This window comes from Rhodococcus zopfii NBRC 100606 = JCM 9919 (assembly GCF_001895025.1).
GTDB classification, from domain to species: Bacteria; Actinomycetota; Actinomycetes; order Mycobacteriales; family Mycobacteriaceae; genus Rhodococcus; species Rhodococcus zopfii.
Map to the genome: position 1 here is coordinate 1 of NZ_BCXI01000025.1, position 26,718 is coordinate 26,718.

Annotated in this window: 29 protein-coding genes, 1 tRNA gene and 1 other RNA gene; 14 read left to right on the forward strand and 17 right to left on the reverse strand. The window is 68.1% G+C overall.

Annotated elements, in window-relative coordinates; all coding sequences use genetic code 11:
* The 10 genes from RZ1_RS16180 to RZ1_RS16225 all read right to left on the reverse strand — a co-directional run.
* Positions 1-353: aldehyde dehydrogenase family protein (locus tag RZ1_RS16180; protein ID WP_139281868.1), on the reverse strand; the 353-nt coding region annotated here is incomplete at its 3' end.
* The gene (locus tag RZ1_RS16185; RefSeq protein ID WP_072813449.1) at positions 350-1,021 is read right to left on the reverse strand and encodes an HD domain-containing protein; all 672 of its coding nucleotides are present in this window, start codon (positions 1,019-1,021) and stop codon (positions 350-352) included. The genes RZ1_RS16180 and RZ1_RS16185, both read right to left, overlap by 4 nt.
* Positions 1,018-2,295 carry an NAD(P)/FAD-dependent oxidoreductase gene (locus tag RZ1_RS16190; RefSeq protein ID WP_072813451.1) on the reverse strand — a complete coding sequence of 426 codons (1,278 nt, stop codon included), beginning with the start codon at positions 2,293-2,295 and terminating at the stop codon, positions 1,018-1,020. Before RZ1_RS16190 ends, RZ1_RS16185 begins: the two co-directional genes overlap by 4 nt.
* A 1-nt stretch (position 2,296) precedes the next feature.
* Positions 2,297-2,617: a 2Fe-2S iron-sulfur cluster-binding protein gene (locus RZ1_RS16195; RefSeq protein WP_072813452.1), complete on the reverse strand. Its 321-nt coding sequence runs from the start codon at positions 2,615-2,617 to the stop codon at positions 2,297-2,299.
* Between the two features lie 21 nt (positions 2,618-2,638).
* Positions 2,639-3,397 carry an SDR family NAD(P)-dependent oxidoreductase gene (locus RZ1_RS16200; RefSeq protein WP_138998672.1) on the reverse strand — a complete coding sequence of 253 codons (759 nt, stop codon included), beginning with the start codon at positions 3,395-3,397 and terminating at the stop codon, positions 2,639-2,641.
* Between the two features lie 4 nt (positions 3,398-3,401).
* Positions 3,402-5,234 (reverse strand): PEP-utilizing enzyme, encoded by a 1,833-nt coding sequence (locus RZ1_RS16205; RefSeq protein ID WP_072813456.1) that lies wholly within the window; start codon positions 5,232-5,234, stop codon positions 3,402-3,404.
* The gene (locus RZ1_RS16210) at positions 5,231-6,373 is read right to left on the reverse strand and encodes a PEP/pyruvate-binding domain-containing protein (RefSeq protein WP_072813458.1); all 1,143 of its coding nucleotides are present in this window, start codon (positions 6,371-6,373) and stop codon (positions 5,231-5,233) included. The genes RZ1_RS16205 and RZ1_RS16210 overlap by 4 nt, the downstream gene beginning before the upstream one ends.
* Positions 6,370-7,647, reverse strand: coding sequence for a cytochrome P450 (locus RZ1_RS16215; protein WP_139281869.1), 1,278 nt, complete (start codon positions 7,645-7,647; stop codon positions 6,370-6,372). Before RZ1_RS16215 ends, RZ1_RS16210 begins: the two co-directional genes overlap by 4 nt.
* 71 nt (positions 7,648-7,718) lie before the next feature.
* Positions 7,719-8,534, reverse strand: a complete 816-nt coding sequence (locus RZ1_RS16220) for an IclR family transcriptional regulator (RefSeq protein ID WP_072813461.1) — start codon at positions 8,532-8,534, stop codon at positions 7,719-7,721.
* Between the two features lie 3 nt (positions 8,535-8,537).
* Positions 8,538-9,149 (reverse strand): HD domain-containing protein, encoded by a 612-nt coding sequence (locus RZ1_RS16225; RefSeq protein ID WP_072813462.1) that lies wholly within the window; start codon positions 9,147-9,149, stop codon positions 8,538-8,540.
* 270 nt (positions 9,150-9,419) lie between these two features.
* Here RZ1_RS16225 and RZ1_RS16230 point away from each other — a divergent pair, with 270 nt between their 5' ends.
* Positions 9,420-10,415, forward strand: coding sequence for a GmrSD restriction endonuclease domain-containing protein (locus tag RZ1_RS16230; RefSeq protein WP_072813464.1), 996 nt, complete (start codon positions 9,420-9,422; stop codon positions 10,413-10,415).
* Between the two features lie 39 nt (positions 10,416-10,454).
* On the opposite strand, the gene RZ1_RS16235 is transcribed toward RZ1_RS16230, so the two are convergent.
* A complete protein-coding gene (locus RZ1_RS16235) occupies positions 10,455-11,009 on the reverse strand; it encodes a signal peptidase II (protein WP_083583733.1) in 555 nt (184 codons plus the stop codon).
* A 233-nt stretch (positions 11,010-11,242) separates the two neighbouring features.
* Between RZ1_RS16235 and RZ1_RS30950 the strand changes: the two genes are divergently transcribed.
* Complete coding sequence (locus tag RZ1_RS30950; RefSeq protein ID WP_238072105.1) at positions 11,243-11,590, forward strand: hypothetical protein; 348 nt, start codon at positions 11,243-11,245, stop codon at positions 11,588-11,590.
* 591 nt (positions 11,591-12,181) lie between these two features.
* Here the strand turns inward: RZ1_RS30950 and RZ1_RS16250 are convergent.
* The 3 genes from RZ1_RS16250 to RZ1_RS16260 form a co-directional block, all read right to left on the reverse strand.
* The gene (locus RZ1_RS16250; RefSeq protein ID WP_072813468.1) at positions 12,182-12,775 is read right to left on the reverse strand and encodes a hypothetical protein; all 594 of its coding nucleotides are present in this window, start codon (positions 12,773-12,775) and stop codon (positions 12,182-12,184) included.
* Entirely contained in the window at positions 12,772-13,104 is a 333-nt protein-coding gene (locus tag RZ1_RS16255) for a hypothetical protein (protein ID WP_072813470.1), read from the reverse strand. Before RZ1_RS16255 ends, RZ1_RS16250 begins: the two co-directional genes overlap by 4 nt.
* A gap of 577 nt (positions 13,105-13,681) precedes the next feature.
* Entirely contained in the window at positions 13,682-14,155 is a 474-nt protein-coding gene (locus tag RZ1_RS16260; RefSeq protein WP_072813472.1) for a hypothetical protein, read from the reverse strand.
* A 6-nt stretch (positions 14,156-14,161) separates the two neighbouring features.
* Between RZ1_RS16260 and RZ1_RS16265 the strand changes: the two genes are divergently transcribed.
* Together RZ1_RS16265 and RZ1_RS16270 are read left to right on the forward strand one after the other, a co-directional pair.
* Positions 14,162-14,419, forward strand: a complete 258-nt coding sequence (locus RZ1_RS16265; RefSeq protein WP_072813474.1) for a hypothetical protein — start codon at positions 14,162-14,164, stop codon at positions 14,417-14,419.
* Between the two features lie 314 nt (positions 14,420-14,733).
* Positions 14,734-15,123: a hypothetical protein gene (locus RZ1_RS16270; protein ID WP_072813476.1), complete on the forward strand. Its 390-nt coding sequence runs from the start codon at positions 14,734-14,736 to the stop codon at positions 15,121-15,123.
* Between the two features lie 71 nt (positions 15,124-15,194).
* Here RZ1_RS16270 and RZ1_RS16275 read toward each other — a convergent pair.
* A tRNA-Ser gene (locus RZ1_RS16275) sits at positions 15,195-15,282 on the reverse strand.
* Between the two features lie 117 nt (positions 15,283-15,399).
* Here RZ1_RS16275 and ffs point away from each other — a divergent pair.
* From ffs to RZ1_RS16315, 9 genes are all read left to right on the forward strand, one after another.
* Positions 15,400-15,494: signal recognition particle sRNA small type (gene ffs / locus RZ1_RS16280), an RNA gene on the forward strand.
* Between the two features lie 47 nt (positions 15,495-15,541).
* On the forward strand, positions 15,542-16,831 hold the full coding sequence (locus tag RZ1_RS16285; RefSeq protein WP_072813538.1) for an aspartate aminotransferase type Ic: 1,290 nt from the start codon (positions 15,542-15,544) through the stop codon (positions 16,829-16,831).
* A 394-nt stretch (positions 16,832-17,225) separates the two neighbouring features.
* Positions 17,226-18,653 (forward strand): hypothetical protein, encoded by a 1,428-nt coding sequence (locus RZ1_RS16290; protein ID WP_072813478.1) that lies wholly within the window; start codon positions 17,226-17,228, stop codon positions 18,651-18,653.
* A gap of 21 nt (positions 18,654-18,674) precedes the next feature.
* The gene (locus RZ1_RS16295; protein WP_072813479.1) at positions 18,675-19,250 is read left to right on the forward strand and encodes an HhH-GPD-type base excision DNA repair protein; all 576 of its coding nucleotides are present in this window, start codon (positions 18,675-18,677) and stop codon (positions 19,248-19,250) included.
* Positions 19,251-19,378: 128 nt separating this feature from the next.
* On the forward strand, positions 19,379-19,789 hold the full coding sequence (locus tag RZ1_RS16300; RefSeq protein WP_072813481.1) for a VOC family protein: 411 nt from the start codon (positions 19,379-19,381) through the stop codon (positions 19,787-19,789).
* Positions 19,790-19,880: 91 nt separating this feature from the next.
* Positions 19,881-20,063, forward strand: a complete 183-nt coding sequence (locus RZ1_RS30085) for a hypothetical protein (RefSeq protein ID WP_139281870.1) — start codon at positions 19,881-19,883, stop codon at positions 20,061-20,063.
* Between the two features lie 10 nt (positions 20,064-20,073).
* Positions 20,074-20,709, forward strand: coding sequence for a VOC family protein (locus tag RZ1_RS16305; protein ID WP_174565213.1), 636 nt, complete (start codon positions 20,074-20,076; stop codon positions 20,707-20,709).
* 267 nt (positions 20,710-20,976) lie between these two features.
* Positions 20,977-21,627 (forward strand): FMN-dependent NADH-azoreductase, encoded by a 651-nt coding sequence (locus RZ1_RS16310; RefSeq protein ID WP_072813483.1) that lies wholly within the window; start codon positions 20,977-20,979, stop codon positions 21,625-21,627.
* 167 nt (positions 21,628-21,794) lie between these two features.
* Entirely contained in the window at positions 21,795-22,157 is a 363-nt protein-coding gene (locus RZ1_RS16315; protein ID WP_072813485.1) for an HPF/RaiA family ribosome-associated protein, read from the forward strand.
* 94 nt (positions 22,158-22,251) lie between these two features.
* On the opposite strand, the gene RZ1_RS16320 is transcribed toward RZ1_RS16315, so the two are convergent.
* Together RZ1_RS16320 and RZ1_RS16325 are read right to left on the reverse strand one after the other, a co-directional pair.
* The gene (locus tag RZ1_RS16320) at positions 22,252-23,580 is read right to left on the reverse strand and encodes an ammonium transporter (protein WP_072813487.1); all 1,329 of its coding nucleotides are present in this window, start codon (positions 23,578-23,580) and stop codon (positions 22,252-22,254) included.
* A gap of 130 nt (positions 23,581-23,710) precedes the next feature.
* Positions 23,711-24,346 carry a PadR family transcriptional regulator gene (locus tag RZ1_RS16325; RefSeq protein ID WP_072813489.1) on the reverse strand — a complete coding sequence of 212 codons (636 nt, stop codon included), beginning with the start codon at positions 24,344-24,346 and terminating at the stop codon, positions 23,711-23,713.
* A gap of 166 nt (positions 24,347-24,512) precedes the next feature.
* Here RZ1_RS16325 and RZ1_RS16330 point away from each other — a divergent pair, with 166 nt between their 5' ends.
* Positions 24,513-26,717 (forward strand): DNA polymerase III subunit gamma and tau, encoded by a 2,205-nt coding sequence (locus RZ1_RS16330; RefSeq protein ID WP_072813491.1) that lies wholly within the window; start codon positions 24,513-24,515, stop codon positions 26,715-26,717.
* Position 26,718: the final 1 nt, after the last annotated feature.

Genomic DNA, 26,718 nt, shown 5'->3' on the forward strand with positions numbered 1-26,718 from the left:
AGGATGCCGGCCGCGTTCGCCGCGGCACCGGACGTCTCGGCCACCGGCGAGCCGTTCTCGCGGGTGTTCGTGACCGAGATCAGCTCCGCCCGCTTCTCGACCTCGTCGGCCATGCGGAGCAGCAGATCGGCGCGCTCGGCGGCGGTGAGCCGCGGCCAGGGGCCCGAGTCGAACGCGTCGCGGGCGGAGCCGACAGCGGCATCGAGGTCGGCTGCGGACGCCTGCGGGATGCTGCCCCACTCCTCGCCGGTCGCCGGGTCGACGACCGGTAGTCGTTCCGGCGAACCGGACGGTGTCCAGTTGCCGCCGAGGAACAGGTCGTCGACGTGGGTGAAGGTGACGGCCACGGTCATCGGATCACGTCGGTCTTCAGGAGGGCCTCGGATCGGTCGAGACTGGCCACGGCCATCTCGACGGCGGCCTGCGTGAGCAGCTCGGGGATGATCTCGCTGCGCAGCCTGCTGCAGTAGGTGGCCGAGTCCATGTTGAACCAGCCCGCGGCGAGCGCGATGCCGACGTGGTCGAAGCGCCACAGCCGGTCGGCGTCCCGCACCAGGGCGTCTTCGAGGGAGTACGCCTCCTTGCGGGTGTCGTGGCCGTCGATGATGGCCACGACCTCCTCGACGAATTCCTCGTCGTACCCCAGCGGCGGGAGCACCTCGCGAGCGATCTCGCATCCCTGCTTCTCGTGCTCGAACCGGATCGCGGCCTTGCGCCAGTCGCCGGAGAAGCCTTCGCTGAGGATCCGGCTCTCGTCGACCCGGCCCCACCCGGCGTCGTGCAGCACGATCGCGACCCGCACCAGCAGCGCGTCCGCTTCGGGGTGGGCGGCTACCAGCCGCTCGGCGAAGGCGAGCGACACGGGGAGGTGAATGTCGTTGGAGCGGGCCCGGGTCTCCGGCACGATCGACGCCCAGATCGGGTCGAGTTCGGCGCCGGACGCCGGACTCAGGGCGATCGGTGAAGTGTCGATCGTCCCGGAGGGGGCGATCGGCGTGGGCGGGAGCGGATGGGTCGTCATGCGTGCTTTCCTTCGAGTGCCGCGGTCAGGATCGGTTTGAGGGGGACGGTCGGGTCAGCGACCTGATCGGCAGGGAGATCGACCTGGGCACCGAGGGCCTGCTTGACCATCATGAAGTCGAGCGGCACGTTGACGCAGTCGGCTGCGATCAGCCGTCCCTGGCGGTAGTACAGAACCGAGTGCTTGGTGGGGTCGGCCGGGCTGCGGTCGACGACCTGGTCGTGATCGGTCGACAGGCCCGCGATCTGGAGCTTGAGGTCGCCCTGGTTGGACCAGAACCACGGAACGCCGGCGTACTCGGACTGGCGTCCCATGGCGGCGTAGGCCGCGACCTTGGCCTGCTCGATGGCATGGTTGACGCTCTCGAACCGCACCCGGGCGCCCTCGAGCGCACCCGGGACGGGATTGGGGAGGTTGGCGCAGTCCCCGACGGCCAGGGTGTGCCCGTCGGAGGCGGTGGCGTAGCGATCCACGACGATGCCGTTGTCGACATCGAGCCCGAGTTGCTCGGCAAGGTCGGTGTTGGGGACGACCCCGATGCCGACGAGGACGATGTCCGCCGGGAGCACCTCGGTGCCGATGTCGACCCCGGTGACGCGGCCGTCGGCGCCGACGATGGCCTCCACCCCGGTGCCGAGGCGGATGTCGATGCCGCGGCTGCGGTGGTGGTCGGCGAGGAACGCGGAGGTCTGCTCGCCGACGGCGCGAGCCACGAGCCGGTCGGCGTACTCGACGAGCGTGACCTTCTTGCCGAGGGTGTGCAGGCTGGCCGCGGCCTCGATGCCGATGAAGCCGCCGCCGATCACCACGACCCGCTGCGCGTGCGGTGCTCGTGCCTTCAGCTCGAGGGCGTCGTCGGCGTTGCGCAGATAGAGCACGCCGTCGAGGCCGGCCCCCGGGAGATCGAGCCGGCGCGCCCGGGCCCCGACCGTGAGGGCGAGACGGTCGAAGGCGAAGGTGCGGCCGCCGGCGGTGTGCGCCGTGCCCGAGCCGTCCGGGTCCGTGCGCACCTTCTCGATGAATTCCCCCTTGACGACGTCGATGTCGTGCTCGCGCCAGTAGTCCTCGCTGCGGAAGATCAGCGACTCCTTGGTGATCTTGTCCTGCAGGAACTCCTTGGACAGCGCCGGCCGCTGGTAGGGCCGGTGGTTTTCGTCGCCGAGCAGCGTCACCGGATCGGTGAAGCCCAGCGCGCGCAGCGAGACCGCGAGCTGCACCCCGGCCTGGGAGGAGCCGACGATGAGGAGCCCGTTCCCCGGGCGATCGTCGGTCATCTCAGACCTGCGTCTCGGGAAGTGCGGCGTGCAGGTCCAGTCCGTCGGTCACTCGGATCTGGCAGGAGAGCCGCGAGGTCGGGAGGCGGTCGACGGCGGTGCCCCACAGCATCTCGTCCTCCATCTCCTCCATCGGGGGAAGGGCGGCGAAGTCGGCCTCGTCCACGATCACGTGGCAGGTGGCGCAGGACAGTGAGCCGCCGCATTCCGCCACGATGCCGGTGACTCCGTTGCGTACAGCGGTCTCCATGACGGAGTCGCCGGGATTTGCGTCCAGCACGGTGGTTGCGCCGCCGCTGTCTGTCAGGGTGATCTTGGCCATGGCTTTACTCCTGAGGTCCTTTCAGATGAACTGTCGGCCGCCGTCGACCACGAGGGTTTGGCCGGAGATGTAGGCGGAGTCGGGGCCGGCGAGGAACAGGGCGGCCCCCACGATGTCGCCGGGCTGGCTCGCCCTGCGCAGCGCGCCGCGGTCGACACCGTAGGATGCGGCGTCGTCCATGAGTCCGTAGCTGGCCTCGGTGAGGGTGAAGCCCGGCGCGATCGCGTTGACCGTGATCGAACGGCGGCCGAACTCCTTGGCCATCACCCGGGTGAGCGCGATGACCGCGCCCTTGGATGCCACGTAGTGCGCCCACTGCTCCGAGCCGGAATAGACGGTGGCGGACGACAGGTTGATGACACGGCCACCCTCGGGGAGGAACGGGCTGGCCGCACGCGCCATGAGCCAGGGGCCCTTCGCGTTGACGGCCATGACCCGGTCCCACTCGTCCGGATCGATCTTCTCCAGCGGCGACCGCGTCACCGTGGCGTAGATCGCCGCATTGTTGAGTACGACGTCGATCGTCCCCTCGCCGAACTCGGCGGCCGCCGCGCACAGGGCTTCGGTGGAGGCGGTGGACGTCACGTCCACCGGACCGTGCCAGGCACGGCCCCCGGTCTCCTGGACCAGGCGGGCGGTCTCCTCGACCCCGACCGGGTCGATGTCGGCGACGGCGACGTCGTACCCCCGCTCGGCGAAGCCGAGGGCGAAAGCGCGTCCCAGTCCTCCCGCCGCACCGGTGATGAGCACGGTGCGGCGGGAGGTGGTGGTGTCGGGCACGGTGTCAGTCCTCAAGGATCTCGACCCGGCCCGTGTTGCCGTCGACTCGGATCAGCTGGCCCGTCTGGATGGTGGTCGAGCCGTTGCCGGTGCCGGTGACGGCCGGCAGGCCGTACTCCCGGCAGACGATCGCGGCGTGCGACATCATCCCGCCGATGTCGGTGACGGTGGCTTTGATCTTGCCGAAGATCGGCCCCCAGCTCGGCGCCGTGATCGTGGCGACGAGGATCTCGCCGTCCTGGACCTCGCCGAGCTGATCGGCGTGGAAGACCACGCGAGCGCGGCCCTCGGCGACACCGGGGGAGGCGGCCATGCCGGTCACGCCGGTGTCGTCGCCGTCGTCGTCGGCGAGCCACTGCTGGACCTGCTCGGTCGTGATGCCCCACAGCATCTGGGTGAACGGCTCGGTGATCTGCGGCGGCGGGGTGTTCAGCGCCGGAGCGGGCCGCTGCGAGTCCAGCGCGTCGACGATCTTGCGGCGGCGCTCGATCTCGGCGGGCCAGTACGCCGGCCCGATGGCCGGCACACCGACCGCCCAGCCGGTGATCAGGTCGAAGAGCGCGTCGCGCACCTCGTTGCGGTTCAGGTACAGAAGGTCGCCCTGCTCGCCCCAGAAACCGGCGCCGACGAAGACCCGGCTGAGCTCGCGGACCTTGCGCCAGAACACGCCCATCGTCCAGTGCTCGATGTAGAAGTTGTGGTTCTCGACGTATGGGTAGGCGGTGGCGGCCAGCCCGCGCTTGCCGTCGAAGGTGGCGAGATTGTCGCCGTCGAGCAACGAGCGGTATTCCTCGATGATGCGGTCGCGCTCGGCGATGAGCTGCTCGACCGGGCGGAGGATATCTTGGCCGGCATCCACCCGGCGGATGTAGTCCTTGATGTAGGAGAGCGGGATCTCCTGGTGCTCGATCCAGTACTTGTCGTGGCCGTAGAAGCCGTTGCCGACGGTGAAGTTGAACCACGGGTCCTGGGCCGCCCGGTACGCCGCCACCCACTGGTCGCCACCCGGGAGGGCGCCGACAGCGCCGAGGGTGCCGTCGACGTCGTCGGTGTCGGCGAACGCGGACTGCAGGCCGAGCTCGACGGCCAGCGTTGCCAGCTTCTTGAGCTCGTCGTCGGGACGGAACAACTCCATGTCGACGCCCTGGACCATCTTCGCGATGGCCTGGTCGGGGATGCCCGGGAAGACTTCCTTCGCGAAGTTGAAGAAGTCGAGGTAGGCGAGGTAGCCGAGGTTGAGGAACTCGAAGTGGTACTGCCAGTTCTGGTAGCAGAGCTGGATCAGCCGGTCGTAGTTCTCCAGGAGGACTTCGCTGCCGTCCTTGGCCTTGCCCGAGACGATGTCGTCGAACGGCACCATGTCCGGCAGCGGGGAGAACTCGAGAGTCTCCATCTCCCGGATCGTCGAGAGGACCTTTTCCTTCCACTGGGCGAGCAGGCTGTCCCAGTTCTGGAAGTAGTGGCCTACGCGCCGCTCGAACTCCGGCACGCGGCCGGGGATCTGGTCCTCGGGGACGGGGACCGGGCTCATGTAGAGGTAGCCCAGGTGGATCTTGAACTCGATGCCGTTGGCCGGCGGGATCAGCAGGTGACGCGTGTTGTACTGCCCGAGGCACTTGACCGCGAACTCGCCGCCGATGGTCTCGAACGGCTTGTACGCCGTCGGCCAGTGCTGGCTGTCGCAGAACCAGAACTTCTCGTCGTCGGAGCCCGCGTCGTTGTCGAACGTCAGGTAGTAGGGGTACAGCTTCTCCCATCCCTCGGCGCCTTCCGGCACCGGCAGGGACGACGGGCTGGGGAACGACTTCACCGTCGGAGCGGCTGAAGCAACGGTCATCGCGAGGTTTCCTTGCTCTCGTGGTGGTGATGGGTGGGGATCGAGGGTGCGTACGAGCCGCCGCTACCCAGCAGGGCGGCGGTGATGCCGCCGAGCCCCGAGAATCCGGTGCCTGCTCCGAGCGGGGCGGTGGCCGCAGCAGCGACCGGCTTGGTGACCGAATGGACGGTTTCGGGACGGGCCTGCAAGAGCAGGAGGTCCTGGCCCTCGGGCAGGTCACGGTCGAGCGCCCACTCGATGTCCTGCGGGGTGCCGTAATGGCGCTCAGCGCTCTTCGCGAGCGTTGCGACCGCCTTCAGCTCGTCGTCGGTGAGACAGCGGACGGTGCAGCGCTCGGGCTCGACCTCACGCTCGGTGAGGCGACCGGCGGTCGCGTCCGGGACCAGCTCGATGTGCTTGGCGCCGATGTGTTCCTGCACGACGCTGAGCATCACCTTGTCCATGAGGATGTTGTCCGGGGTGACATGACCGGAGACCACCGATTCACCGACACCGTAGGAGGCGTCGATGGTCACCTTGGAACGGTCGCCGTTGTGCGGGTTCAGCGTCATCGCGACCCCCGCGACCCGGGCGTTGACCATCTTCTGCACGGCCACGGCCATCGACAGTCCTTCTTCGCTGATCCCGTTCTTGAGCCGGTAGATGATCGCGCGGCTGGTGTAGAGCGAGGCCCAGCAGGCCCGGATGTGCGAGAGCACGTCGGCCAGGCTCGTGAGCCACAGGTAGGTGTCCTGCTGGCCGGCGAAGCTCGCGTCCGGCAGGTCCTCCGCCGTCGCCGACGAGCGCACGGCGACGGGCACCGGCTCGGCGAACCGGGCTTGGAGGGCGCCGTACGCCGCGATCGTGGGCTCACGCAGGTGCTCGGGCACCGGACGGGAGCAGATCTCCTCGCGGATCGCCGCGGAGACGCGATCGACCTGGGCGACATCGCTCGGATCGAGGCCGTCGAGCTTCGCTGCGATCACCTCGCCGAGACCGGACTCGGCGATGAAGGCTTCGTACAACGCCGTCGTGACGGCGAATCCGGGCGGGACCGGCATGCCGGCGGCCGTCATCGTCACCAGCGAGGCGCACTTGCCCCCGAGCAACTCGTGCTCGGACGGCAGGCCCTCGTCGAAGAACTGGATGTAGGTGGTCATTCCGCATCTCCCCACGTCACCGGGACGTCTTGTGGAACCCGGAAGGACAAGTTCTCGCGGAACGCGATCGACGTACCGGGGCGCAACCGGAGGTCGGGCACCAGCCGAACCAGCTCTTCCAGGGCGATCCTCGTCTGCAGCTTTGCGAGCATGTTTCCGAGGCAGTAGTGGATGCCGAAGCCGAAGGACAGGTGTTCCCGGGCATTCGGACGGTCGATCTCGAACGTCTCGCCGTCGGCGAACTTGGCCTCGTCGCGGTTCGCGGAACCCATCACCAGCAGGACCTGATCGCCCGCGGCGATCGACACCCCGCCGATCGTCGCGTCGGTCAGCGCCTTGCGGCGCCACGCGGTGATCGAGCCGCTGTAGCGCAGCACCTCGTCCACCGCCGCCGGGATCTTCGACGGGTCGTCCACCAGCTGCTGCCACTGTTCGGGGTGGCCGAGCAGGACTCGTACCGCGTTCGAGATGAGAGTCGTGGTGGTCTCGTGGCCGGCGAACAGGAGGCTGTACGCCACCGACGCGATCTCGTGGTCGCTGATCTCGTCCCCGGAGGCCTGGGCGCGAACCAGGTCGCCGATCAAGCTGTCGGGCTGCTTCTCGTGCGCCTCGGCCACCAGTCGCCGGCACTCGGTCCAGTACTCGACGAGGTTGTGTGCGTGCGGGATCTGCTCCTCGTCGCTCAGGTCGCCCCACGTCATCGCGGCGCGCGAGTCGGACCATCGCTTGAAGGTCGGGACCTGGCCGGTGTCCGCCCCGATCAAGGTCAGGATCGTCACCGTCGGAACCTCGTACGCCAGGTCGGCGACGATGTCGCCCTCGTTCCCCGGGCGCTCCAGCATGTTCTCCAGCAGGCCGACGACCTGTGCGCGGATGCTGGGCTCGAGAACCTTGTACCGCCGCGGGGTGAACGCCTTCGAAGCGATCTTGCGGATCCTGGTGTGGTCGGGCGGCACCCTGGCCGACAGGCCGGAGTACGCCGTGAAGCCGCCCTCGGTCATGATCCGGGTGGCTTCTGCGCCGCGCTCACGCACGGGGGCCTGAGCGTTCTCGCTGCTGAACGTCTGCCAGTCCTCGAAGACCGCCTTGATGTCGTCGTAGCGGGTGACGACCCAGTATCCGATCCGCTCGTCGAAGAACACCGGTGCCTCGGCCCGGAGTTCGGCGTACGCGGGGAACGGGTCGTTCTGGTCGAAGGGCTCGTAGCCGTGATGGGCCTTGTCTCCGTGAGGAACAGGGCATCCGGCCGGCGAGGTCGAGAGGTTTGTAGTCACATGCAACTCCCGTGTGGTTGATGGAGTCAGTTTGGATCGGTGTTGTCCGCGTCACAATGGCGCGTTTCCATTCACCGGAAGTCATTTCCACCTGGACGGCCGGTTGGATTCCGGGCCGGCTGGCCGGTCATCGTGAACGGGTAGCGCGCGATGGCCGCCTCGATCCGGGTGGCCGTGCCCGTCAATACCGGAAGGTGGCGGGTGAGGTTGGTGGACTGCGTCGCGAGGAGGACCAGGCCGATCGCCGCCTCGGTGGCGTCCGGCCGTCCGCGGACGGGGACGGCGATCGAGCAGGCCCCGACCCGGACTTCCTCGTTGGTGATCGCGTATCCCTGGTCGGCGATCTGTGCGAGCTCCCGGGCGAGCGCCCCGGGATTCACATGGGTGCGTTTCGTGGGGGCCTCCAGGTGTTCGTGGAGGTAGGCGTCGCGGAACCACGGTGCCTCGTAGGCGAGCAGGACCTTGCCGACGGCGGTCGCATGCAGCGGCAGCCGACCGCCGATCCGGGACGCCCGAGGGACGCGTTTGGAGCTGTAGATGCGGTCGACATACAGCGCCTCGCTGCCTTCGCGGATGGCGAGGTGCGCGGTCTCCTGCGTGAGGGAGAAGAGGTCCTGCAGGAATGGCCTCGCGCTGTCGCGGAGGCGGAGCCCGCCGCTCTGGGCAAGTCCCCACAGACGCAGGCCTACGTGGTAGCGGCCGTTGTCGTCGCGCGCCAGCGCGCCCCATTCCTCGAGTTCGCCGATCAGACGATGGGCGGTCGACACGGGCATCCGGGTGTGCTCGGCCACCTGCGAGAGCGTCAGTGTCGGGCCGTTGGCCTCGAAGGCCTCGAGGATCGCGAGGACGCGGGAAGTAACGGTGCGTCCCGTCTCGTTGGTGCGCACCGGTCAGCCCAGGGCGCGGCGCTCGGGGGCGCAGTCTATCGACACGATCGCGGCAAGGCCGCGGGCCATCACCCTGGCCGCCTCCGTGAACAGGTGCTCGTGGACCCGGTAGCCGATGAGGCGGTGAGCCTGCTCCCGATCCAGGCCGAACCAGTTCATGACCGTCTCCACGCCGTGAGGCGTCAGTCGCCACAGCTTGTCGGCGTCCTTGACCAGGGCGTCATTGAGCGAGAGGGCCGTGAGCCGGGTGTCGTGTCCGTCGATGATGGTCACGATCTCGTCGATCCGGTGCTGTTCGAAACCGAGGTCGGTCAGGACCTCGGTGGCGATCCTCGCGCCCTCCTTCTCGTGCGTGATCACGACATCATGACGCCCGGCACCCGGCTCGATCGCCTCGAGTACATCGCCGGGAGGGACCTGGGACCAGCCCGTGTCGTGGAGCAGGATCGCAGGCAGCACGATCTCCGGGTCCGCGTCCGGATGCAGGTCCACCAGGGCGCGGGCGAGGCCGTAGGCGTAGACGGTGTGGCTGTCGTTGCTGCGGACGTCGAGGAACCGCGCGGCGCGCTCCCAGATTTCCCGGTCCTCTTCCCGGAGATGAACGAGACCGCTCACCTCGCTCGCAGGTGGAAGCTTGTCGACCGTGGATCGGCCCAGGGCATTCGAAGTCGGCAGAAAGTTAGGGATCACAGCTAATTGAGACATGGATCACACGGCTCTGTCCAGTAGAGGTTTCCGGTGAACGGAAACGGTCGACTGTGCCCGAGGCGGAGAACGGGTCCCCGTCGATGGACTTCACCCACGCCTGACCGGCTTCCCGTGTAACGAGGTGGTGTGGTCCGGCGACAGTCCACGGACCCACCCCCGTGCCCAGGAGTACCTCGAGTGACCGGCCTATCGACGACCTTGAACCGTGGCGGCCGGCTCGTTGCCGTCGTCGCCGCGATTGCGACCGTCACGGGATGCGGCGCGACCGCGGACCCCACGACTGGGACAGTTTCCCGGTCGGCGCCGGCCACCGCCACCGCCACAGCCACGGCCGCCCCCGCACCCACCGAACCCGGCGCGCGGGCGAGCGGTTCGTCGACGTCGGAGGCGTCGGCTGCGCTTGCGGTCTTCGCGGAACTCCCGATCAAGGGCCGTGCCCCGAAGACCGGATACGACCGCGAGTTGTTCGGTCAGGCGTGGAGTGACGACGTCGGCGTCGCCGGCGGCCACAACGGCTGCGACACCCGCAACGACATCCTGCGCCGCGACCTCGTCGATATCGAGTTCAAACCGGGCACCCGCGATTGCGTCGTCCTGTCCGGCACCCTGCACGACGCCTATACCGGCGCGACCATTCCGTTCACCCGCGGTCAGGACACATCCGAGGCCGTGCAGATCGACCACGTCGTCGCGTTGTCGGACGCCTGGCAGAAGGGCGCGCAGCAACTCGACGCGCAGACCCGCGCGGACTTCGCGAACGATCCGCGCAATCTCCAGGCCGTCGACGGCCCGACGAACCAGCGCAAGGGTGACGGCGATGCCGCCACCTGGCTGCCGCCGAACCGCGCCTACCGCTGCACCTATGTGGCGCGGCAGGTCCAGGTGAAGGCGGCGTACGGGTTGTGGGTGACGCAGGCCGAGCACGACGCGATCGTCCGGGTACTGACCGAGTGCGGCGGAGTCGCGACCGAGGCGGTTCCGACGCAGGCCCCGGAGGCCGGCATCCCGGCGACGACGCGCGAGCCCGCGCCGGCCGTCCCGCAGGACGGGGCGCCGGTGTACTTCGAGAACTGCGCGGCGGCCCGTGCGGCCGGCGCCGCACCCCTGTATGCCGGACAGCCCGGTTACCGTCCGGAGATGGACGGCGACCGCGACGGCATTGCCTGCGAATAGCCGAATTGTGTTGTTGCCAAGCAGATTTCGTTTCAGTGCTCAGCCTGGAGCGGCGGCTGTGTCCGGACGTGTCTGCATGCCCAGCAGGGTCAGGATCGCCAGGAACGCCGCGCCGCCGACGATGGCGATGTCGGCGACATTGCCGATGAACCACTTGTTGTAGGCGATGAAATCGACGACCTGCCCGCGAGCGAACCCCGGCGCGCGGAGCAGGCGATCACCCAGGTGGCTCGTGACGCCGCCCAGCAGCACCCCGACGCCGACCGTCCATGCCCCGGTGAGGGGCCGCGTCGCCATCACGGTGAGGGCGACGACGGCGAGGCCCGCGAACACCGTCAGCACCCAGGTGTGTTCGGCGCCGAGCCCGAAGGCCGCGCCGGAGTTGTACACGAGCCGCCATTCGAGGATCTCGCCCACGACGGGCGTCGTCCGACCCGGAACCAGGGCCGACTCCGCCCACCACTTGGAGAGCTGGTCCGCGGCGATCACACCCGCGGCCAACGCGAGAATCCAGGGCAGAAAGCGGGATGTCGACGGCACGGCGTCATCGTTCCCGATCGGCGGCGCGAATGCGAGGGCAGGGTGCTTCGTCATGTCACGAGGTCCTCGTAGGGTTCCGGCGTGGACAGCAGCGAACTGACCGTGGCGCCCTTGGAACACCATGCGGGCGAGCGGGGCCGATGCCCGCGCTGTGCGGGTGCGCCGTCGCCTGCGTGAGGTGGACGCGGACCTGCCGTGACCGAAGGCCAACGAGACCGGCTCCCGGACGGAGGCCATGTGTTCGTGCGCGGCCACCGCGACCACAACAGGGTCTTCCGCCGGTGCGGATGAGACGTGATGTCGTATCCCCAATCCGTACCTGCATCGACCACCTGAGGCGCCGGATCATCAGCAATCATCTGCGGCGTAGTGTTAGCTCGACGCTGCGCCGGACCGTCGCCGGCCTGTTGCTCGCCGAACAGCTCTACCGCACCGAGCGCACCGCCCGCGTGGTGCTCGTCGCCGAGGACGAGGTGAGGCTCACCGCCCGGATGCACACCCCCTGCGGCTGCCTGGTGCGACCACCCGCATCCGGCTGCCGTAGGCCCGCCGTCATCGAGCAGTGGGCCCCGCCACTGAACCTGGACCATGCCGGCGACCGGTGGGTGGCCGAGTGGGCTGTTCGGTCGCCGTGATGCGATGCTGCACTTCTACGACTCCGACCAGGCGTTCCTGACCACCTCCGGAGGCTGGTTCTATTCACAGAAGGCCCCGTCCGGACCGCTCGGGAATAGAGCGATTCGAATCGACTCATATCGATGGGCCGTGGTACGAGTTCACCGCGGTATGGGTGACCTGACCCTGGGCCGACGGATGGCCGCGGTGCGTCGTGTGGGGTGCACGGTTCTGTGTCTGGTCGACACCTGAATGGGACTGGGCGGCAGGTGCGCTCCATGCCGAGCTCGACGACGAAACGATCAATGACCTCCAGCAGGTGCTGCACCCACAGGAGCCGGTCGATCGGCAACGCCTAATCGGCAAGAACGGGCGTCGCCAGGGATATCGGCGATAGCGGCTCCGACGCGCACAACAGAGGTAACAGAACTCGTGTGACTGTCTCGACGCGAGACACGCATCGAACCCATTCTCTCTCGGACTGCCGAGAACAGGACCGGAACCACCGTTTTGTCGGCTGTTAACGAAACGTGGGCGTAGGCGCCAGCCAATCGGGTCGATACGCGCGCTGCGAATATCGGCAGCCAGCCCTCCGCATCCGCGATGGATACTCAATCGGTGATGACGGATTCGAGCCAGCGCGTCGCACGGGTCAGCGCCAGCTCACGATCGTCGGTGTAGACAGCCGGCCATTGGATCCCGGCCGTAGCGATGCGGTCGAGGATGTCGCCGGCTCCGACGAGTTCGTCTCGGATGAGAGCGGAGACGAACTCGTGGTCCTTGGTCCGACCGGCAATACTCTTGGCGACACACAGGTCCACCGGGTCGAGACACAAGCCGGTTCGTCCGTACTTTGCGCCGGATCCATCGTCGGCAGTGAAGTGAACGAGTCGGTTCTCCCATTCGTTCGGCAGCACCACGGTGTCCTTGTGGATGCCTTCGACATAGACCCCGTGCAGGTCGTGGAAGGGTGAGTCCTCCCCGACGAAGACATCCAGGACGCTGAGCTTGTCTTCGAGGTCGATCCCGGTCACGAATGCGCTACCAGGCGTGATGTCCACCTCGCGCGACATGGTTGCTTCCATGGGGAGTGCCGAGTCGTCGTAGCTCCCGAGGATGGACTGCGAGCCGAAGACCACGACGTACGGTTCGTCGAGATAGGCACACGCGGTCCTGATTGCCTGTGCGAACTGTTCGCGGTTCACGCCGCGTGGTGTCGCACGGTGTCGAGAACGTCGAGGCGCTCGGACTCGGTCAACAGAACGGTCAGGGGCGACAGATTCCGCATCTCCTGCCCCACCTCGTCGTCGGAGAGCACCACTCGGCGGATCGTGTCGATATCCCCGGTTCGCAGGAGCTGGTCCCAACGCTCCACATACTCGGTCATGGACTTGCCGCGGACCTGCTCACGGATCCTGTCCAGGTTCCGGTGAATCTGGTCGGTGTCCACCGGCAGATGCTCACGTTCGATCTTGTTCAGGACCGCGGTTTGCATGAGCTTCTGCCGGATGACCTTCCTCGGTACGACGGACATCTCAACTCCCCTCATGCTCGACACCATAGGCGCGTTGACCTGCCGAATTGGCCGCTATCAGTGTAAGGGACGTGGTGACCGACCACATCCGACTACGCCCAGCTCGCGGGGGGTGCGCAGTACCGCAAGCGGCGGCTGGTAGATCGCGTTCCGAATGGCTGAGGGCGAGACCGGGCGGGGCATCGTGATCAAGGACGCCAAGCCGGCGATCGTTCCGGTCGGGCCATCCGCCGGGGAGCTCGAGCCATCGGCACGCCCGACCGGGCCTGGCATGTCGGGCGTTTTCGTTCCTGTCCGTCGCCGCTGGACAGGTGCCGGGCTCTCGAGAGCCCGGCAGTTACAGGGGGCGGAGTCGTTAGGTACCTCGATCCCCCATAGTGCGAGGAGCCCGCATCCGATCCCGTCGACATCGGTGACGCTGCCTTCGCGCCATCCCCCGTTGTCCTCGATCGTTGATTGCAGAGGTCCGAGGGTCACATCGAGCTGATCCCACGGGACCCAGTCGTTGATGTCGCCCGAGCGTATCGGTCGACTTGGTATCGACATCCACTGCCACGCGGCAGAGCCTTCGGTGCGATCACCCGGGTGGTTCGATGCCCTGTTTGTCTATGACGAACAGCACTGTCCCCACGTCGTATCCGGGGTCCTCCTTGTCGAGGATGAGCCAGTCGACGCCGATCGACGGGTCACGGTGTGTCTTGCGGACGTCCCCGTTCGCCTTTCGGTCATCTCGGGTGTGATGGTGTGGGCTCCATTCATTGAGTGCGAATCCGGCGGTGAAGTCCTGGATCAGGCCCTCCGGATACTGGTTCACGCCGGGAACGGCGCGGCGGGGATCGTTCGATTCGCCCTCGTCCCACAGTTTCTGCAACCGTGGTAGGTCGGCTGCGGTGACCTGTTTGCTCTCGTCGGCCAGCCCCTCGACGAACTCGCGAAGCTGATCGATGATGTCCTGGCTGTCGGTGATGATGCTCGCTTCCAGCGCCAGATCCCGGGAGTGGGCGGATGCATTCGCCGAACCGATCAACGCCGCCGTCGGTGTCGCGATCACATTGGCGTGCAGGTCGCGTTCGCTGTAACCCGTACTCCTGCCCGGAGATACGCATCGATCGCTTCCGGGCACGTCGAGCGCGACCGCACCGCCGAATCGGACGCGTTCACCACGAGCATGTCTCCCCTGCGCAACGGCAGCATCTCCGGCGCCGCTGCCCCGAGAAATGCAATGGCCGCGTGGCGCGGCCGGGCCGCCGTGACCACGTCCTTGATCGAGCCTCACGTCGACGGGTCCACGAACTCCAAACGCATCCGGGATTGAAGCGGGCCTGCGCGTTGCCGCTCGTACGCCGTGCCGTCATGTGCGAGAGTCGCACCCGCGGGCGGCATGGCTGTCGCTCGACAGCTGGCACCTGTCGAATCGCGATCGTGAGTTCGTCGCCGTGGTCGAAAGGAGCTGCCGACCACCCGCACCCGACCGGTCCGACCGGACGAATCCGCGGCCACGTACTCGACATCGAGTTCCGGGAAGTTGATGTCGAGTGCTGGGTCGCCCCTCGTCGCTCATGACCGCTGCATCGTCGTGCTGCGGCGTGTCCGATCCTCTCGGCATGGGGAGGAGGCCACGATGGCGTCATGGAGACCGAGCCGCGACTTCACCTGACCGCAAGCGGTCCGGTCGACGACCCCGTCCTTCCCGATGACTGGCAGCCATCCGACGACGCGATGCTCGCTCTGTCGATCGCCCTCGACATCGATGTGAACGCTGCGACGGTGCAGTTCCTCGACCGGTACCGGGGCCGGCGCTTGTCGGAGGCAACCCCGGTCGGTGCGCCGAAGACGTCGTGGCTCGGCCTGTGGTGTATTGCCCTGGTCCTCGAGGACGGCCGCCGCCAGGAGGTGTTCCGCCGGCAGCTACGGGCGACCAAGGAGCAGATCGACGCAGCCCGGGAGATCGGTGAGCAGCTTGCTTCGTCGCCGGCGCAGACCGGTGCACTGTGGCTGGTGCCCCGCCGAGATCGGTGACGTCCCGTTGCACGGCCAGGAACGAAGAAACGCCCGTGACCTGCATTTCTGCTGGTCACGGGCGTTCCGTGTGGCGGAGGATAGGGGATTTGAACCCCTGAGGGCGTTAACCCAACCCGCGTTCCAGGCGAGCGCCATAGGCCACTAGGCGAATCCTCCGTGGGGAAGCATACCGAACACTCCGCGATTCTTGCCAAACGAGCAGGTGGTGACGCATTTTGCCGGGGTTGTGCCGGGGTGATTCCGCGGTCGCGTGGAGTGTCCTCTACACTTGCCGATGGATCCCGCGCGGCGCGCATCCTGTGAACTCCCCCAGGGCCGGAAGGCAGCAAGGGTCAACGGGCTCTGCCGGGTGCGCGGGGTCCCCTTAATCTCCGCCGATGCCCGTGTCGCCGTGCACGGTGAAAGGTTCTTCCGCATGCCTGTCCAAACCCAGATCGGGTTGATGAGCCATGAGGAACTCGTTGCAGAGCACGAGCGCCAGTCCGCCAACTACGACCGGCTGAAGACCGAGAAGCTCACGCTGGACCTGACCCGCGGCAAGCCGTCCCCCGAACAGCTCGATCTCTCCGCGGAGCTGCTGTCGCTGCCGGGCGAGGGCGACTACCGCGACGCTGCCGGCACCGACTGCCGCAACTACGGTGGCCTGGCCGGCCTGCCGGAGCTGCGCGCGATCTTCGCCGAGCTGCTGAACATCCCCGTCGAGAACCTCGTCGCCGGCAACAACGCGAGTCTCGAGATCATGCACGACCTGATCGTCGCGTCGCTGCTGCACGGCACCGTCGGCTCGCCGCGTCCGTGGTCGCAGGAACCGGTCGTCAAGTTCCTCTGCCCGGCCCCCGGGTACGACCGTCACTTCGCGATCACCGAGTCCTACGGCATCGAGATGATCCCGGTGCCGCTGCGCGACGACGGCCCGGACACCCGCCTGATCGCCGAGTTGGTTGCCGCGGATCCGCAGATCAAGGGCATGTGGGCGGTGCCGACGTACTCGAACCCGACCGGCGCCGTCTACTCCGAGGACGTCGCCCGGGCGCTGGTGTCCATGCCCGCCGCGGCCCCCGACTTCCGGATCTTCTGGGACAACGCGTACGCGGTGCATCCCCTCGTCGAGGACTGCGCGCCGGCCATCGACATCCTCGGGCTCGCGACCGCCGCCGGGAACCCGGACCGGGTGTTCACGCTCGCGTCGACGTCGAAGATCACTTTCGCCGGTTCGGGGGTCAGCTTCTTCGGAGCGTCCGCCGACAACCTGGCCTGGTACCAGAAGTTTCTGGGTATCAAGACCATCGGCCCGGACAAGATCAACCAGCTGCGGCACCTGCGGTTCTTCGGCGATGCCGACGGTGTGCGTGCCCACATGGCCAAGCACCGCGAGATCCTCGCGCCGAAGTTCGCGTTGGTGCTGCGGATCCTCGAGGATCGTCTCGGTGCGTCGAAGGTCGCGTCCTGGACGGAACCGAAGGGCGGCTACTTCATCAGCCTCGACGTGGTCGAGGGCACCGCGAAGCGCGTCATCGCGTTGGCGAAGGACGCCGGCATCGCTCTGACGGGTGCCGGGTCGGCCTTCCCCTACAAGAACGACCCCGACGACAAGAACATCCGGCTTGCGCCGAGCTTCCCGTCGCTCGACGAGCTCGCGACCGCGATGGATGGCGTCGCCACGTGCGTGCTGCTTGCCGCGACCGAGAAGGCTCTCGCCGACTGAGCGAGCTACCGGCTTCCATCCGCCGCCGCACCCCGCCGAGGGTGGGGCGGCGGATGCGTTTCGGGGGCATCGGTCGGGTATGCCGTCCGCGCCCCCGGCGTCCTGTGCGCGGGTTTCCTGAGCGAATGTATCGCTGGGTCGATTGAAGGAGACGAACGATACATTCGCTCGCTCCGGGGAAGCGCTCGCTCCGGGGAAGCGCTCGCTCCGGGCAAGTTGTGCCCAGGCTGTGGACTAACCTGTGGAGAACCGGTGGACCGAGCGTGGACAACCCGCGACGTAGTGGGGTTGACCTCGAAAAACGGCCCGAGTGGGTTTTTTTCACAGGAAGTGCCATACTGCCCGATCAGGGTCGCCGCGAGTTCCCGCGGCGGGTTCGGAAGTGGTGAGTGTGATGGAAGACCGCGCTCTCGTGAAGTCCGGGGCCGGCGTCACCGCCGTCGCGTCCGTTACGGGATGTCACGGCGTGCTCGATGTTTTTCTCTTGGCGCTCGATATCGACGCCTCGACGGTCCCGCGTCCGCCGATTCCCCGCGTCGAGGCGGTCGAGCCGTTCCTTCCCGCACGGGTCGGCGCGGACCCCGCCACCGATCACGGTGTTCGCCCCGCGGTTCTGCTCGCATACCGGCACATCGTCGACCGCGCACATCCCGACGTGTCATTCGGTGTCTCGACCGGGGCGCTGCGCTCGGGCTCGACAACGGCGCGTCCGTACGTCGGCGCGCCCGCGACCTGCGTGTCATTGTGGGAGATCCCGGGACACGGTCTCGTGCTCGCGTTGGAGGCGCTGACCGACAAGTCACCGCTGGTGGGCCGGCGCATCGATCCGCTGCAGGACCGTGACGGCCAGGGTTTCCGGCCCACCGTCGACGGCTTCCTCGCCCCGTTCGGGTTGACGTCGTCGGCTTCTCTCGAAGATCTGTTCCCCGGGATCAACCGGATGATGCCCGCGCCCACCACCTACCGGCCGCTGCACGAGATCGTCGTGCACCGGCATCGCGGGGTCGGCGACCGCGAGGTCGTCGAGGCCCTGATGGTGGAGGTCGTGTCGAGTGGGGGCGAGCGGGTGCGCGACCTGGTCGACGGCAGCACGACGGGGCCGACCGCCCGTGCCGCTGCCCGCACGTGGGGTGTCGTGTGGGGATGGGACCGGGTCCGTCTCGTCGACGTGCCCGCGCAACCCGGCGCCGCGATCGCCGTGCGGGAGGACTCGGGCGCTGTGCTGCTCGATCTCGAGGCGACCGCGGTGGACAGCGACTACACGACTCGCGGAACCGGGGAGATGATCTTCGGGCTGCTGTCCTGGGTCGCGATGCGTGCGAGCTGCTCGCGGGACTTCTGGCAGGTGCTCGCGCACCTACGCAATCACGAGGACCTCGATGGCGACCGGCTCCGTGCCGCGCTCGACGACGTCGCAGCGATGCAGGCCCGGAAAATGGAGCGGGTCCTGCTGCGCAAGGAGTCGATACGCGACGATCGATTCCCTTCGTGGACACAGCCGACACAGCTCCGGTCGGTGCTGGTGCGTCGAGTGGCCGACGAGATCGCCGATCTCGACGGCGAACTCGCCGAGGCCGCCGAAGTGATCGAACACGCGGTACGCCGCAGCGTGGAACTGCGCGGTCAGCACCATTCGCGGCTCGCCCGCGCATGGTCCGCGGCGGCCTCCGTCATCGCAGTCGTCGCGTTGTTTGCGGCACTCGCCGCGGTGCCGGCGGAGTCGGAACCGACCCTGTTCCCGCACTGGCTGTACGCGTTCAGCGTGACGCTGGCGCTCACGGTCGTCGCGATCACCGTCGCGGTACTGTGGCGACGGCGATGACGGGCAGGGCATGATCGACCCATGGCATCGACGCTGAATCTGGTCGGGGACCCGGACGCCGACGCGCTGCTCGCCGCCGACCCGCTGGCACTGCTCATCGGCATGCTTCTCGACCAGCAGGTTCCGATGGAGACGGCCTTCGCCGGCCCGAAGAAGCTCGCCGACCGGCTCGGCGGACTCGACGTGCAGGCAATCGCGGAAGCCGATCTCGACGACTTCATCGCCGTCTGTGCACAACCCCCGGCGGTGCACCGGTTCCCGAAATCGATGGCCCAGCGGATCCAGGCACTGTGCGCGGCGATCGTCGACGACTACGACGGCGATGCGGCCGCCATCTGGACGTCGGGAGAGCCGGACGGCAAGCAGGTTCTCGGCCGGCTGAAGGCACTGCCCGGTTACGGCGACCAGAAGGCCCGCATCTTCCTGGCGCTACTCGGCAAGCAGATGGGTGTGCAGCCGGCGGGGTGGCGCGAGGCCGCGGGCGATTACGGCCAGGAAGATTCGCGCCGGTCGATCGCCGACGTCGTCGACGAGAAGTCGCTGCACGAGGTACGCGAGTTCAAGAAGTCGATGAAGGCTGCGGCCAAGAACCGTTAGCGCACCGTTTCCTCACGCCGGGCCGGTCCGGGTGACCCGCCCCCGGGGGGGCGTTCAGGAACCGCATTCGGGCCGGATCGATCAGGAATCGAGAAGTGCACATCGCGTGGCCGTTCTAGCCTTTCGGCATGGACATCACCATTCACACGACCGTCCTTCCCCACACCGACCCCGACGCATCGCTCGCCTTCTACCGCGACGTCCTCGGTTTCGAGGTCCGCAGCGACGTCGGGCAGGGCACGATGCGCTGGATCACGGTCGGTCCGGAAGGTCAATCCGACATTTCCCTCCTGCTGGCACCACCGGCTGTGGATCCGGGAATCACCGACAACGAACGCCGCACCATCAACGAGATGATGGCCAAAGGCACCTACGGCTGGATTCTGCTGGCCACCCGCGACCTCGACGCCACGTTCGAGAAGGTACAGGCCGGCGACGCCGAGGTCGTGCAGGAACCGACCGAGCAGCCGTACGGTATCCGCGACTGCGCCTTCCGGGATCCGGCCGGCAATCTGGTTCGTATCCAGGAGCTTCGCTGAGCGACACGACCCTGACGGTCGAGCCCCCGGGTCCTGCCTCGGCAGGCGCCCCGGGGGCTTTCGTCATCCGACGAGGAGAAAGGGAGAATTCATGTGTCTGCCCGAGTGGGGCCGTGCGCGCATCGAGGCGCAGTACTCGGCCGGCATGCGTCGCCCCGACGACCGGATCGACGGGAAGGACGCGCATGCGCCGAACCTGGCGACGATGCTGTGTGCCGATATGGAAGTCGAACCGATCAGGAATCGAGAAGTCAAGTCCACCATCGCTTCCTAGCATTGAGTTCATGACAACAACCACAGCATCCACCACGTCCATCGCATCCGTCACTCTCGAGGTCGCCGACGTCGAGGCCGCGCGCCGCTTCTACACGGGGTTTGGGGTCGACGCCTACATCCGACTTCGGGAATCCACCGAGAACACCAGTGGTTTCCGGGGTTTCACGCTGGCACTCACGGTGTCCGGTCCCGCAACGGTCGACGCATTCCTCGACGCAGCCGTCGACGCCGGCGCCGAGGTGATCAAACCGGCCGCAAAGTCCCTGTGGGGCTACGGTGGTGTCGTCCAGGCCCCGGACGGCACGATCTGGAAGGTCGCGACGTCGGCGAAGAAGGACACCGGCCCCGTCACCCGCGAGATCGACGAGGTCGTCCTGCTGCTCGGCGTCGACGACGTGAAGGCGACCAAGCGGTTCTACGTCGAGCGCGGCCTGACCGTGGGGCGGAGCTTCGGCGGCAAGTACGCCGAATTCACTTCCGGTGCATCGAGTCCCGTCAAGCTCGCCCTGTACAAGCGGCGGGGTCTGGCCAAGGACCTCGGGGTTCCCGTCGACGGCACGGGTTCGCACCGAGTCGTCATCGGCTGCACCGCAGGAGCATTCGTCGATCCTGACGGTTTCGTCTGGAAGGCGGCAGCGGGCTGAGGGGCCCGTATCCGCGTCGGTCGCGAACACCTGGTGACGACGCGTGGCGGATCCTCGGCGGTGACGACGTGGCCGTCCCCGGCTCGCACACGGTGGTTCATCTCGACGAGGCGGACCGACCGTCTCCGGTGCCGGAACGGTTGCGGGCCACCCTGAACGAAATGGGTACGTCCGCGTCGGGCCCGGTCGTCCGCCGACACGATCCGGGAGTCCGGCCCTGCGGTCGGTAGCGTGCCGGGTACCTGCTGTTCGACAAAGGGAGTTCCGGTGCCTCAGCTGCTGCACATCGATTCGTCTGCTGATCTGACCACGTCGGTCTCGCGTGCTCTCACCGGGCTGTTCGCCGAGACGTGGCGCGGCCTCGGCGACGGATACAGCGTCGTCCGGCGCGATCTGCACCGTGACCCGCTGCCGCACCTGCCCGACGCGGGTCTGCACTACGCGGAGCGGCTGCGCGTGGACGGCGAAACCCCCGATGCCGAGGCGGAGAAGCTGCAGGCCGAGCTGATCGCGGAGGTCGCGGCCGCGGACGTCGTCGTGATCGGTGCCCCGATGTACAACTGGTCGTTGCCCTCGACGCTCAAGGCGTGGATCGACTACATCCATGTTCTCGGAACCACCGTCCCGTTCGACACTTCGGACCGGCCGTTCGCGGGCACGCCTGTCGTGGTCGTGTCGAGCCGGGGAAACACGTACGCGCCCGGCACGCCGGGGGAGGGCACCGACCACACGGTGCCGCCGCTGCAGCAGGTGCTCGGCGTCTCGCTCGGAATGAGCGTCGAGGTGGTCACCGCCGAACTCACCCTCGCCGACCGTCTGGCGCCGCTCGCTCCGCTTGCCGGACAGGCGCAAGGAAGTCGCGTCGCCGCGGAGGAATCCGTGCGCGCCCTCGCGGTCGCACTGGGGTCCCGGTCGTGACCCGAGCGGGCTGACGCCGGCGGATGCCCGGTTCGGGACGTTCGGCGCGGGTGACGTCGCGGCACGCCGCCGGAGATTTGCCGAACCCCGGCGAATCGGGTGTGATCGAAGTGGGCAGCACGCCGGGGCGGGTTCACCGCCCCGACTCCCGAGAAGGAGGGATACCCATGCAGGTCCAGCTCAACAAGGACGGCAACATCCAGGTCGACGAGGACATCGTCCGCCGACTGGAAGGTGAACTGGAGTCCGCTCTCGAGCGTTTCGGCGATCGGATCACCCGCGTCGAGATCCATCTCGGTGACGAGAACGCCGCGAAGGCCGGTGTCGACGACAAGCGCTGCGTGCTCGAGGCCCGCGTCGCGGGGCAGCAGCCGATTGCCGTCACCCACCACGCAGGTTCGGTGAAGGAAGCTTTCGACGGGGCCGTCGACCGCCTGCAGAACCTGCTCGACTCCCGGCTCGGCCGCACCGGCAACCACAAGGGCGGCCCGTCCATCCGTCACATGCAGGTCGACAAGGACGCACCCTGATCCTCGACGACCGCGCGTTCCGCCAGACCGGAGATCGCCCCACCGCACATCGCGGTGGGGCGATCGCCGCTTTCGGAGCCGGATCGCAGCGCAGCTAAGGCTGTTCGTCCTGATTTTCCCGGCGAAGGTCGCGGGACAGGCCGGAGAACGGGGAATGCGCCGCGCCGCCACCGCCGATCGGTCCGTGCCCGACGACGCCGTGCTCGTACGCGGATTCGGCGTGTAGGACCAGGTCGATGCCCGACGACTCGGTTTCCTTGTCCACCCGGAATCCGAAGAACCGGTCGATGATCTTGCCGAGCACATAGGTGACGCCGAACGCGTAGAGGCCCACCACCGCGACCGCGAGGATTTGCTTGCCGAGCTGGGCGAGGCCGCCGCCGTAGAACAGGCCGGCCGGACCGTCCGTCATCACCGCGGTCGCGAGCAGTCCGATGAGGATGGTGCCGACGATGCCGCCCATCAAGTGCACCCCGACGACGTCGAGCGAGTCGTCGTAGCCGAGCCGGAACTTCCAGCCCACCGCGTACGAGCAGACCACACCCGCAAGCGCACCGACGACGACCGCGCCCATCACCCCGACGGTGCCGCAGGCCGGGGTGATCGCGACCAGTCCGGCGACGACACCGGATGCCGCACCGAACGTGGTCGGATGTCCGTCGCGTCGCTGCTCGACGAACAGCCAGCCGAGCATGCCGGTGCACCCCGCAACGAGCGTGTTGAGGAAGATCGCGGCGGCCTTTCCGTCCGCGGCCAGCGCCGAGCCCGCATTGAACCCGAACCATCCGAACCACAGCAGGCCGACACCGAGCAGCACCAGCGGAAGGTTGTGCGGTCGCATCGAATCGAGTTTGAATCCGAGCCGCGGGCCGAGCACCAGGGCCAGCGCCAGACCGGACGCGCCGGAAACGATCTCGACGACGAGCCCGCCCGCGTAGTCCAGTGCGCCGAGCCGCGCGATCCAGCCGTCGGGCCCCCAGACCCAGTGTGCGACCGGCACATACACCAGCAGTGACCAGATCGGCACGAACAGCATCCACGCCGAGAACTTCGCGCGGTCGGCGATCGCACCGCTGACGAGTGCCGCGGTCAGGATCGCGAAGGTGAGCTGGAACGTGGCGAACAGGATCTCGGGGATCTGTCCGTGGACGGTGGACGGGGAGATTCCGCTCAGGCCGAGGTGGGAGAGCCCGCCGAGCAGGCCGCCGCCGAGATCGTCGTCGAAGGTGAGGCTGTAGCCGGCGATCAGCCAGGTCACCGTCACCAGGGGGATCGAGACGAAACTCATCATGATCATGTTGAGGACGCCGGTCGACCGCACCATGCCGCCGTAGAACAGTGCGAGACCGGGGGTCATCAACAGGACGAGGGCGGTGCTCGCCAGCAGCCACGCGGTGGCGCCGGCGTCGATTGTCGGGGGCACGAGCGAATCTCCTCACGGGCACTGGCTCTCAATGCACCGGAATTCGACGATCCGACCGTGGAGTTTCCGCTGAGGGGCGGTGGTGTTGCAAACGCGTTACGGAATGCTCAGAGCGGCGTTGGGGTGTCTGTTATGCGTCGTCCGCCGGTTTCGAATCCGGACCCTCGGCGAGGATCAGGTAGAGCGCGCGGCGCGCGTCGGCCAGGATGTCCCGGGCCGCGGCGATCTGTGCGTCGGTGCCGCTGGTGGCGACCGAGCGGGCGGCGTTGTGGACCTCGGCGAGCGCGGTCCGCAGGTCGGGGGTGCCGGCCGATGCCGTGAAGCCGGCGAAGGGGTCGGTGACCGCAGAGGCCGGGTCTTCGAGGTAGCGGCGTCCGGCGTCGGTGAGCGACGCGAGCTTGCGACCGCCGTCGACCTCGACGCGGACGAGACCTTCGTCCTCGAGTTGGGAGATGGTCGGGTAGATCGCACCCGGGCTGGGACGCCAGGTTCCGCCGGTGCGTTCGGTGATCGCCTGCATGAGCTGGTAGCCGTGCATCGGCTGCTCGGCCAGCAGGATCAGGGTCGCGGCGCGGACGTCGCCGCGCTGGGCCCGGCCGCGGTGGCGTCGGCCGCCTCGCGCGGGACCGCCGCCGCGATGCGGGTGGGGGCCGCCGAAGGGGTGCTCGCCGCGTCGGGGTCCGTCCCCGCGGCGTCGGCCGCGGTGGAATTCGCCCTCGGGGGTGGTGTGCCGGCGCTGTCCGCCGGAGTGTCGTTCGTTGCGCATGGTGTACGCCCTTTCTCTTTGTTCGACACAATCAAGATAGAACGCGATATATCGTTATCGCAAGGGGTGTGTGGGCGTCGTCTCGCTCACGGACCCGCGACCTGCCCGAATCCCCCGGCGGCGACCACTCGGCCCTCGTGTCGGAGCCCGCCGGTAGTCTCGGCGCGTGGCCCTGTACCGGAAGTATCGACCGGCGACCTTCGCCGAGGTGGTGGGGCAGGAGCACGTCACCGAGCCCCTCAGTACCGCCCTCGACACGGGACGCATCAACCATGCGTACCTGTTCTCCGGGCCGCGCGGCTGCGGCAAGACGTCGTCGGCGCGCATCCTCGCGCGGTCCCTCAACTGCGTGGAAGGCCCGACGTCCACGCCGTGCGGTGTGTGCGCGTCGTGTGTCGCGCTCGGCCCCGGCGGAAGCGGCAACCTCGACGTCATCGAACTCGACGCGGCCAGCCACGGCGGCGTCGACGACACCCGCGAACTGCGCGACCGCGCGTTCTACGCACCGGCCGAGTCCCGGTACCGCATCTTCATCGTCGATGAGGCGCACATGGTCACCACGCAGGGCTTCAACGCCCTGCTCAAGATCGTGGAGGAACCGCCGGAACACCTCATCTTCGTGTTCGCGACCACCGAACCGGAGAAGGTGCTGCCGACGATCCGGTCGCGCACCCACCACTATCCGTTCCGGTTGCTCGCGCCCACCGCGATGCGCGGACTGCTCGAGAAGATCTGCACGCAGGAGAACGTGCCGGTCGAGGACGCCGTGTACCCGCTGGTCATCCGCGCGGGCGGAGGATCGCCGCGCGACTCGCTGTCGGTGATGGACCAGTTGCTCGCGGGGTCCGGACCCGATGGCGTGACGTATCCGCGTGCGCTCGCGCTGCTCGGTGTCACCGACGTCGCGCTCATCGACGAGGCCGTCGACGCGCTCGCGGTCGGGGACGGTGCGGTCCTGTTCGGCACCGTCGAGAAGGTGATGGACGCCGGGCACGATCCGCGGCGCTTCGCGGTCGACCTGCTCGAGCGTCTGCGTGATCTGATCCTGCTCCGAGCGGTGCCCGACGCCGCCGATCGCGGCCTCGTCGACGCGCCGGGCGACATCCTGGACCGGATGCGCGACGAAGCCGATCGGATCGGGCCGGCCACTCTCACGCGGTACGCCGAGATCGTGCACGCCGGTCTCGGGGAGATGCGCGGGGCGACCGCGCCCCGCCTGCTGCTCGAGGTGATGTGCGCCCGAATGCTGCTGCCGGCTGCCTCCGACGAGGAAACCGCTGTGCTGCAACGGCTCGAACGACTCGAGCAAGGATTCGTCCCGGCCTCGGCAGGTGCCGCTGCCCCGGACAGTGGTTCGGTCCCGGTGGCCGCGCCGCGCCCGCTGCCGGAGCCCGCGGTCGCGCCGATCGCACCCGACGAACCCGCTGCCCGGTACCAGCGGCCGTCGCAGCGGCGTGCGGTGGAGCAGGCGGAGCCGGCCCCCCAGCCGGAGGCTGCAGGTCCGGTCCCGCAAGCGGAACCGGCCCCTGCGGTACCGCAGGTCGCACCGGAACCTGCAGCACCCGAACCGGCTCCGGCCCCCGAACCGGTCGCACGCCCGGTCGAACCGGAAGTGGCCGAGCTCGAACCGGTTCCGCCGGCGCATGCCGACCGTGTCGTCCCCGAACATGCCGAACCCGCCCCGGCGCCCGTCCCGCCACAGCAGCCCGCGGCGGCGGGTCCGGACGCCGCGAGTGTCCGCGCGGTGTGGTCGGAGGTACGAGCCAAGGTGCGGGCCCGCAGCCGCACGGTCGAGGTCATGTTGTCCGGTGCGTCGGTTCGCGACGTGGAGGGCACCCGCGTGGTGCTCGTCCACGATTCGGTCCCGCTGGTGAAGCGCCTCGCCGAGCCGCGCAATGCCGGGGTCGTCGCCGATGCGCTGCGCGAGGTGTTCGGCGTCGACTTCGAGGTCACGTGCGTGCACGGGTCCGCCGCTCCGGCTCCCGTGAAAGCCGCTCCGGTGCAGCAACAGTCACGACCGAGCGGGCAGCCGAGATTCTCGCGTCCGAGCCAGGCCAATCGCGCCCCGGCCCCGCCGCGTCCCGACGAGCAGAACGATGCCGGTCCGGCCCGCACCGAGGCACCGGCGCCGGGCCCGAACTACGACGACATTCCGCCTCCGGAGGCGCCGGATCTTCCGGACGATCCCGGACCGGAACGGGCATTCGATGCTCCGCCTGCGGATCCGTCGGCGATGACGGAGGCCGATGTCGAGGAGATGTTCGCCGAGGCCGCGACCCCGGGCGATCCGTCGACCCGTCGCGACCCCGAGGATGTGGCCCTCGAATTGCTGAAGGACATCCTCGGGGCCAAGCGCATCGAGGAGAAGTAGG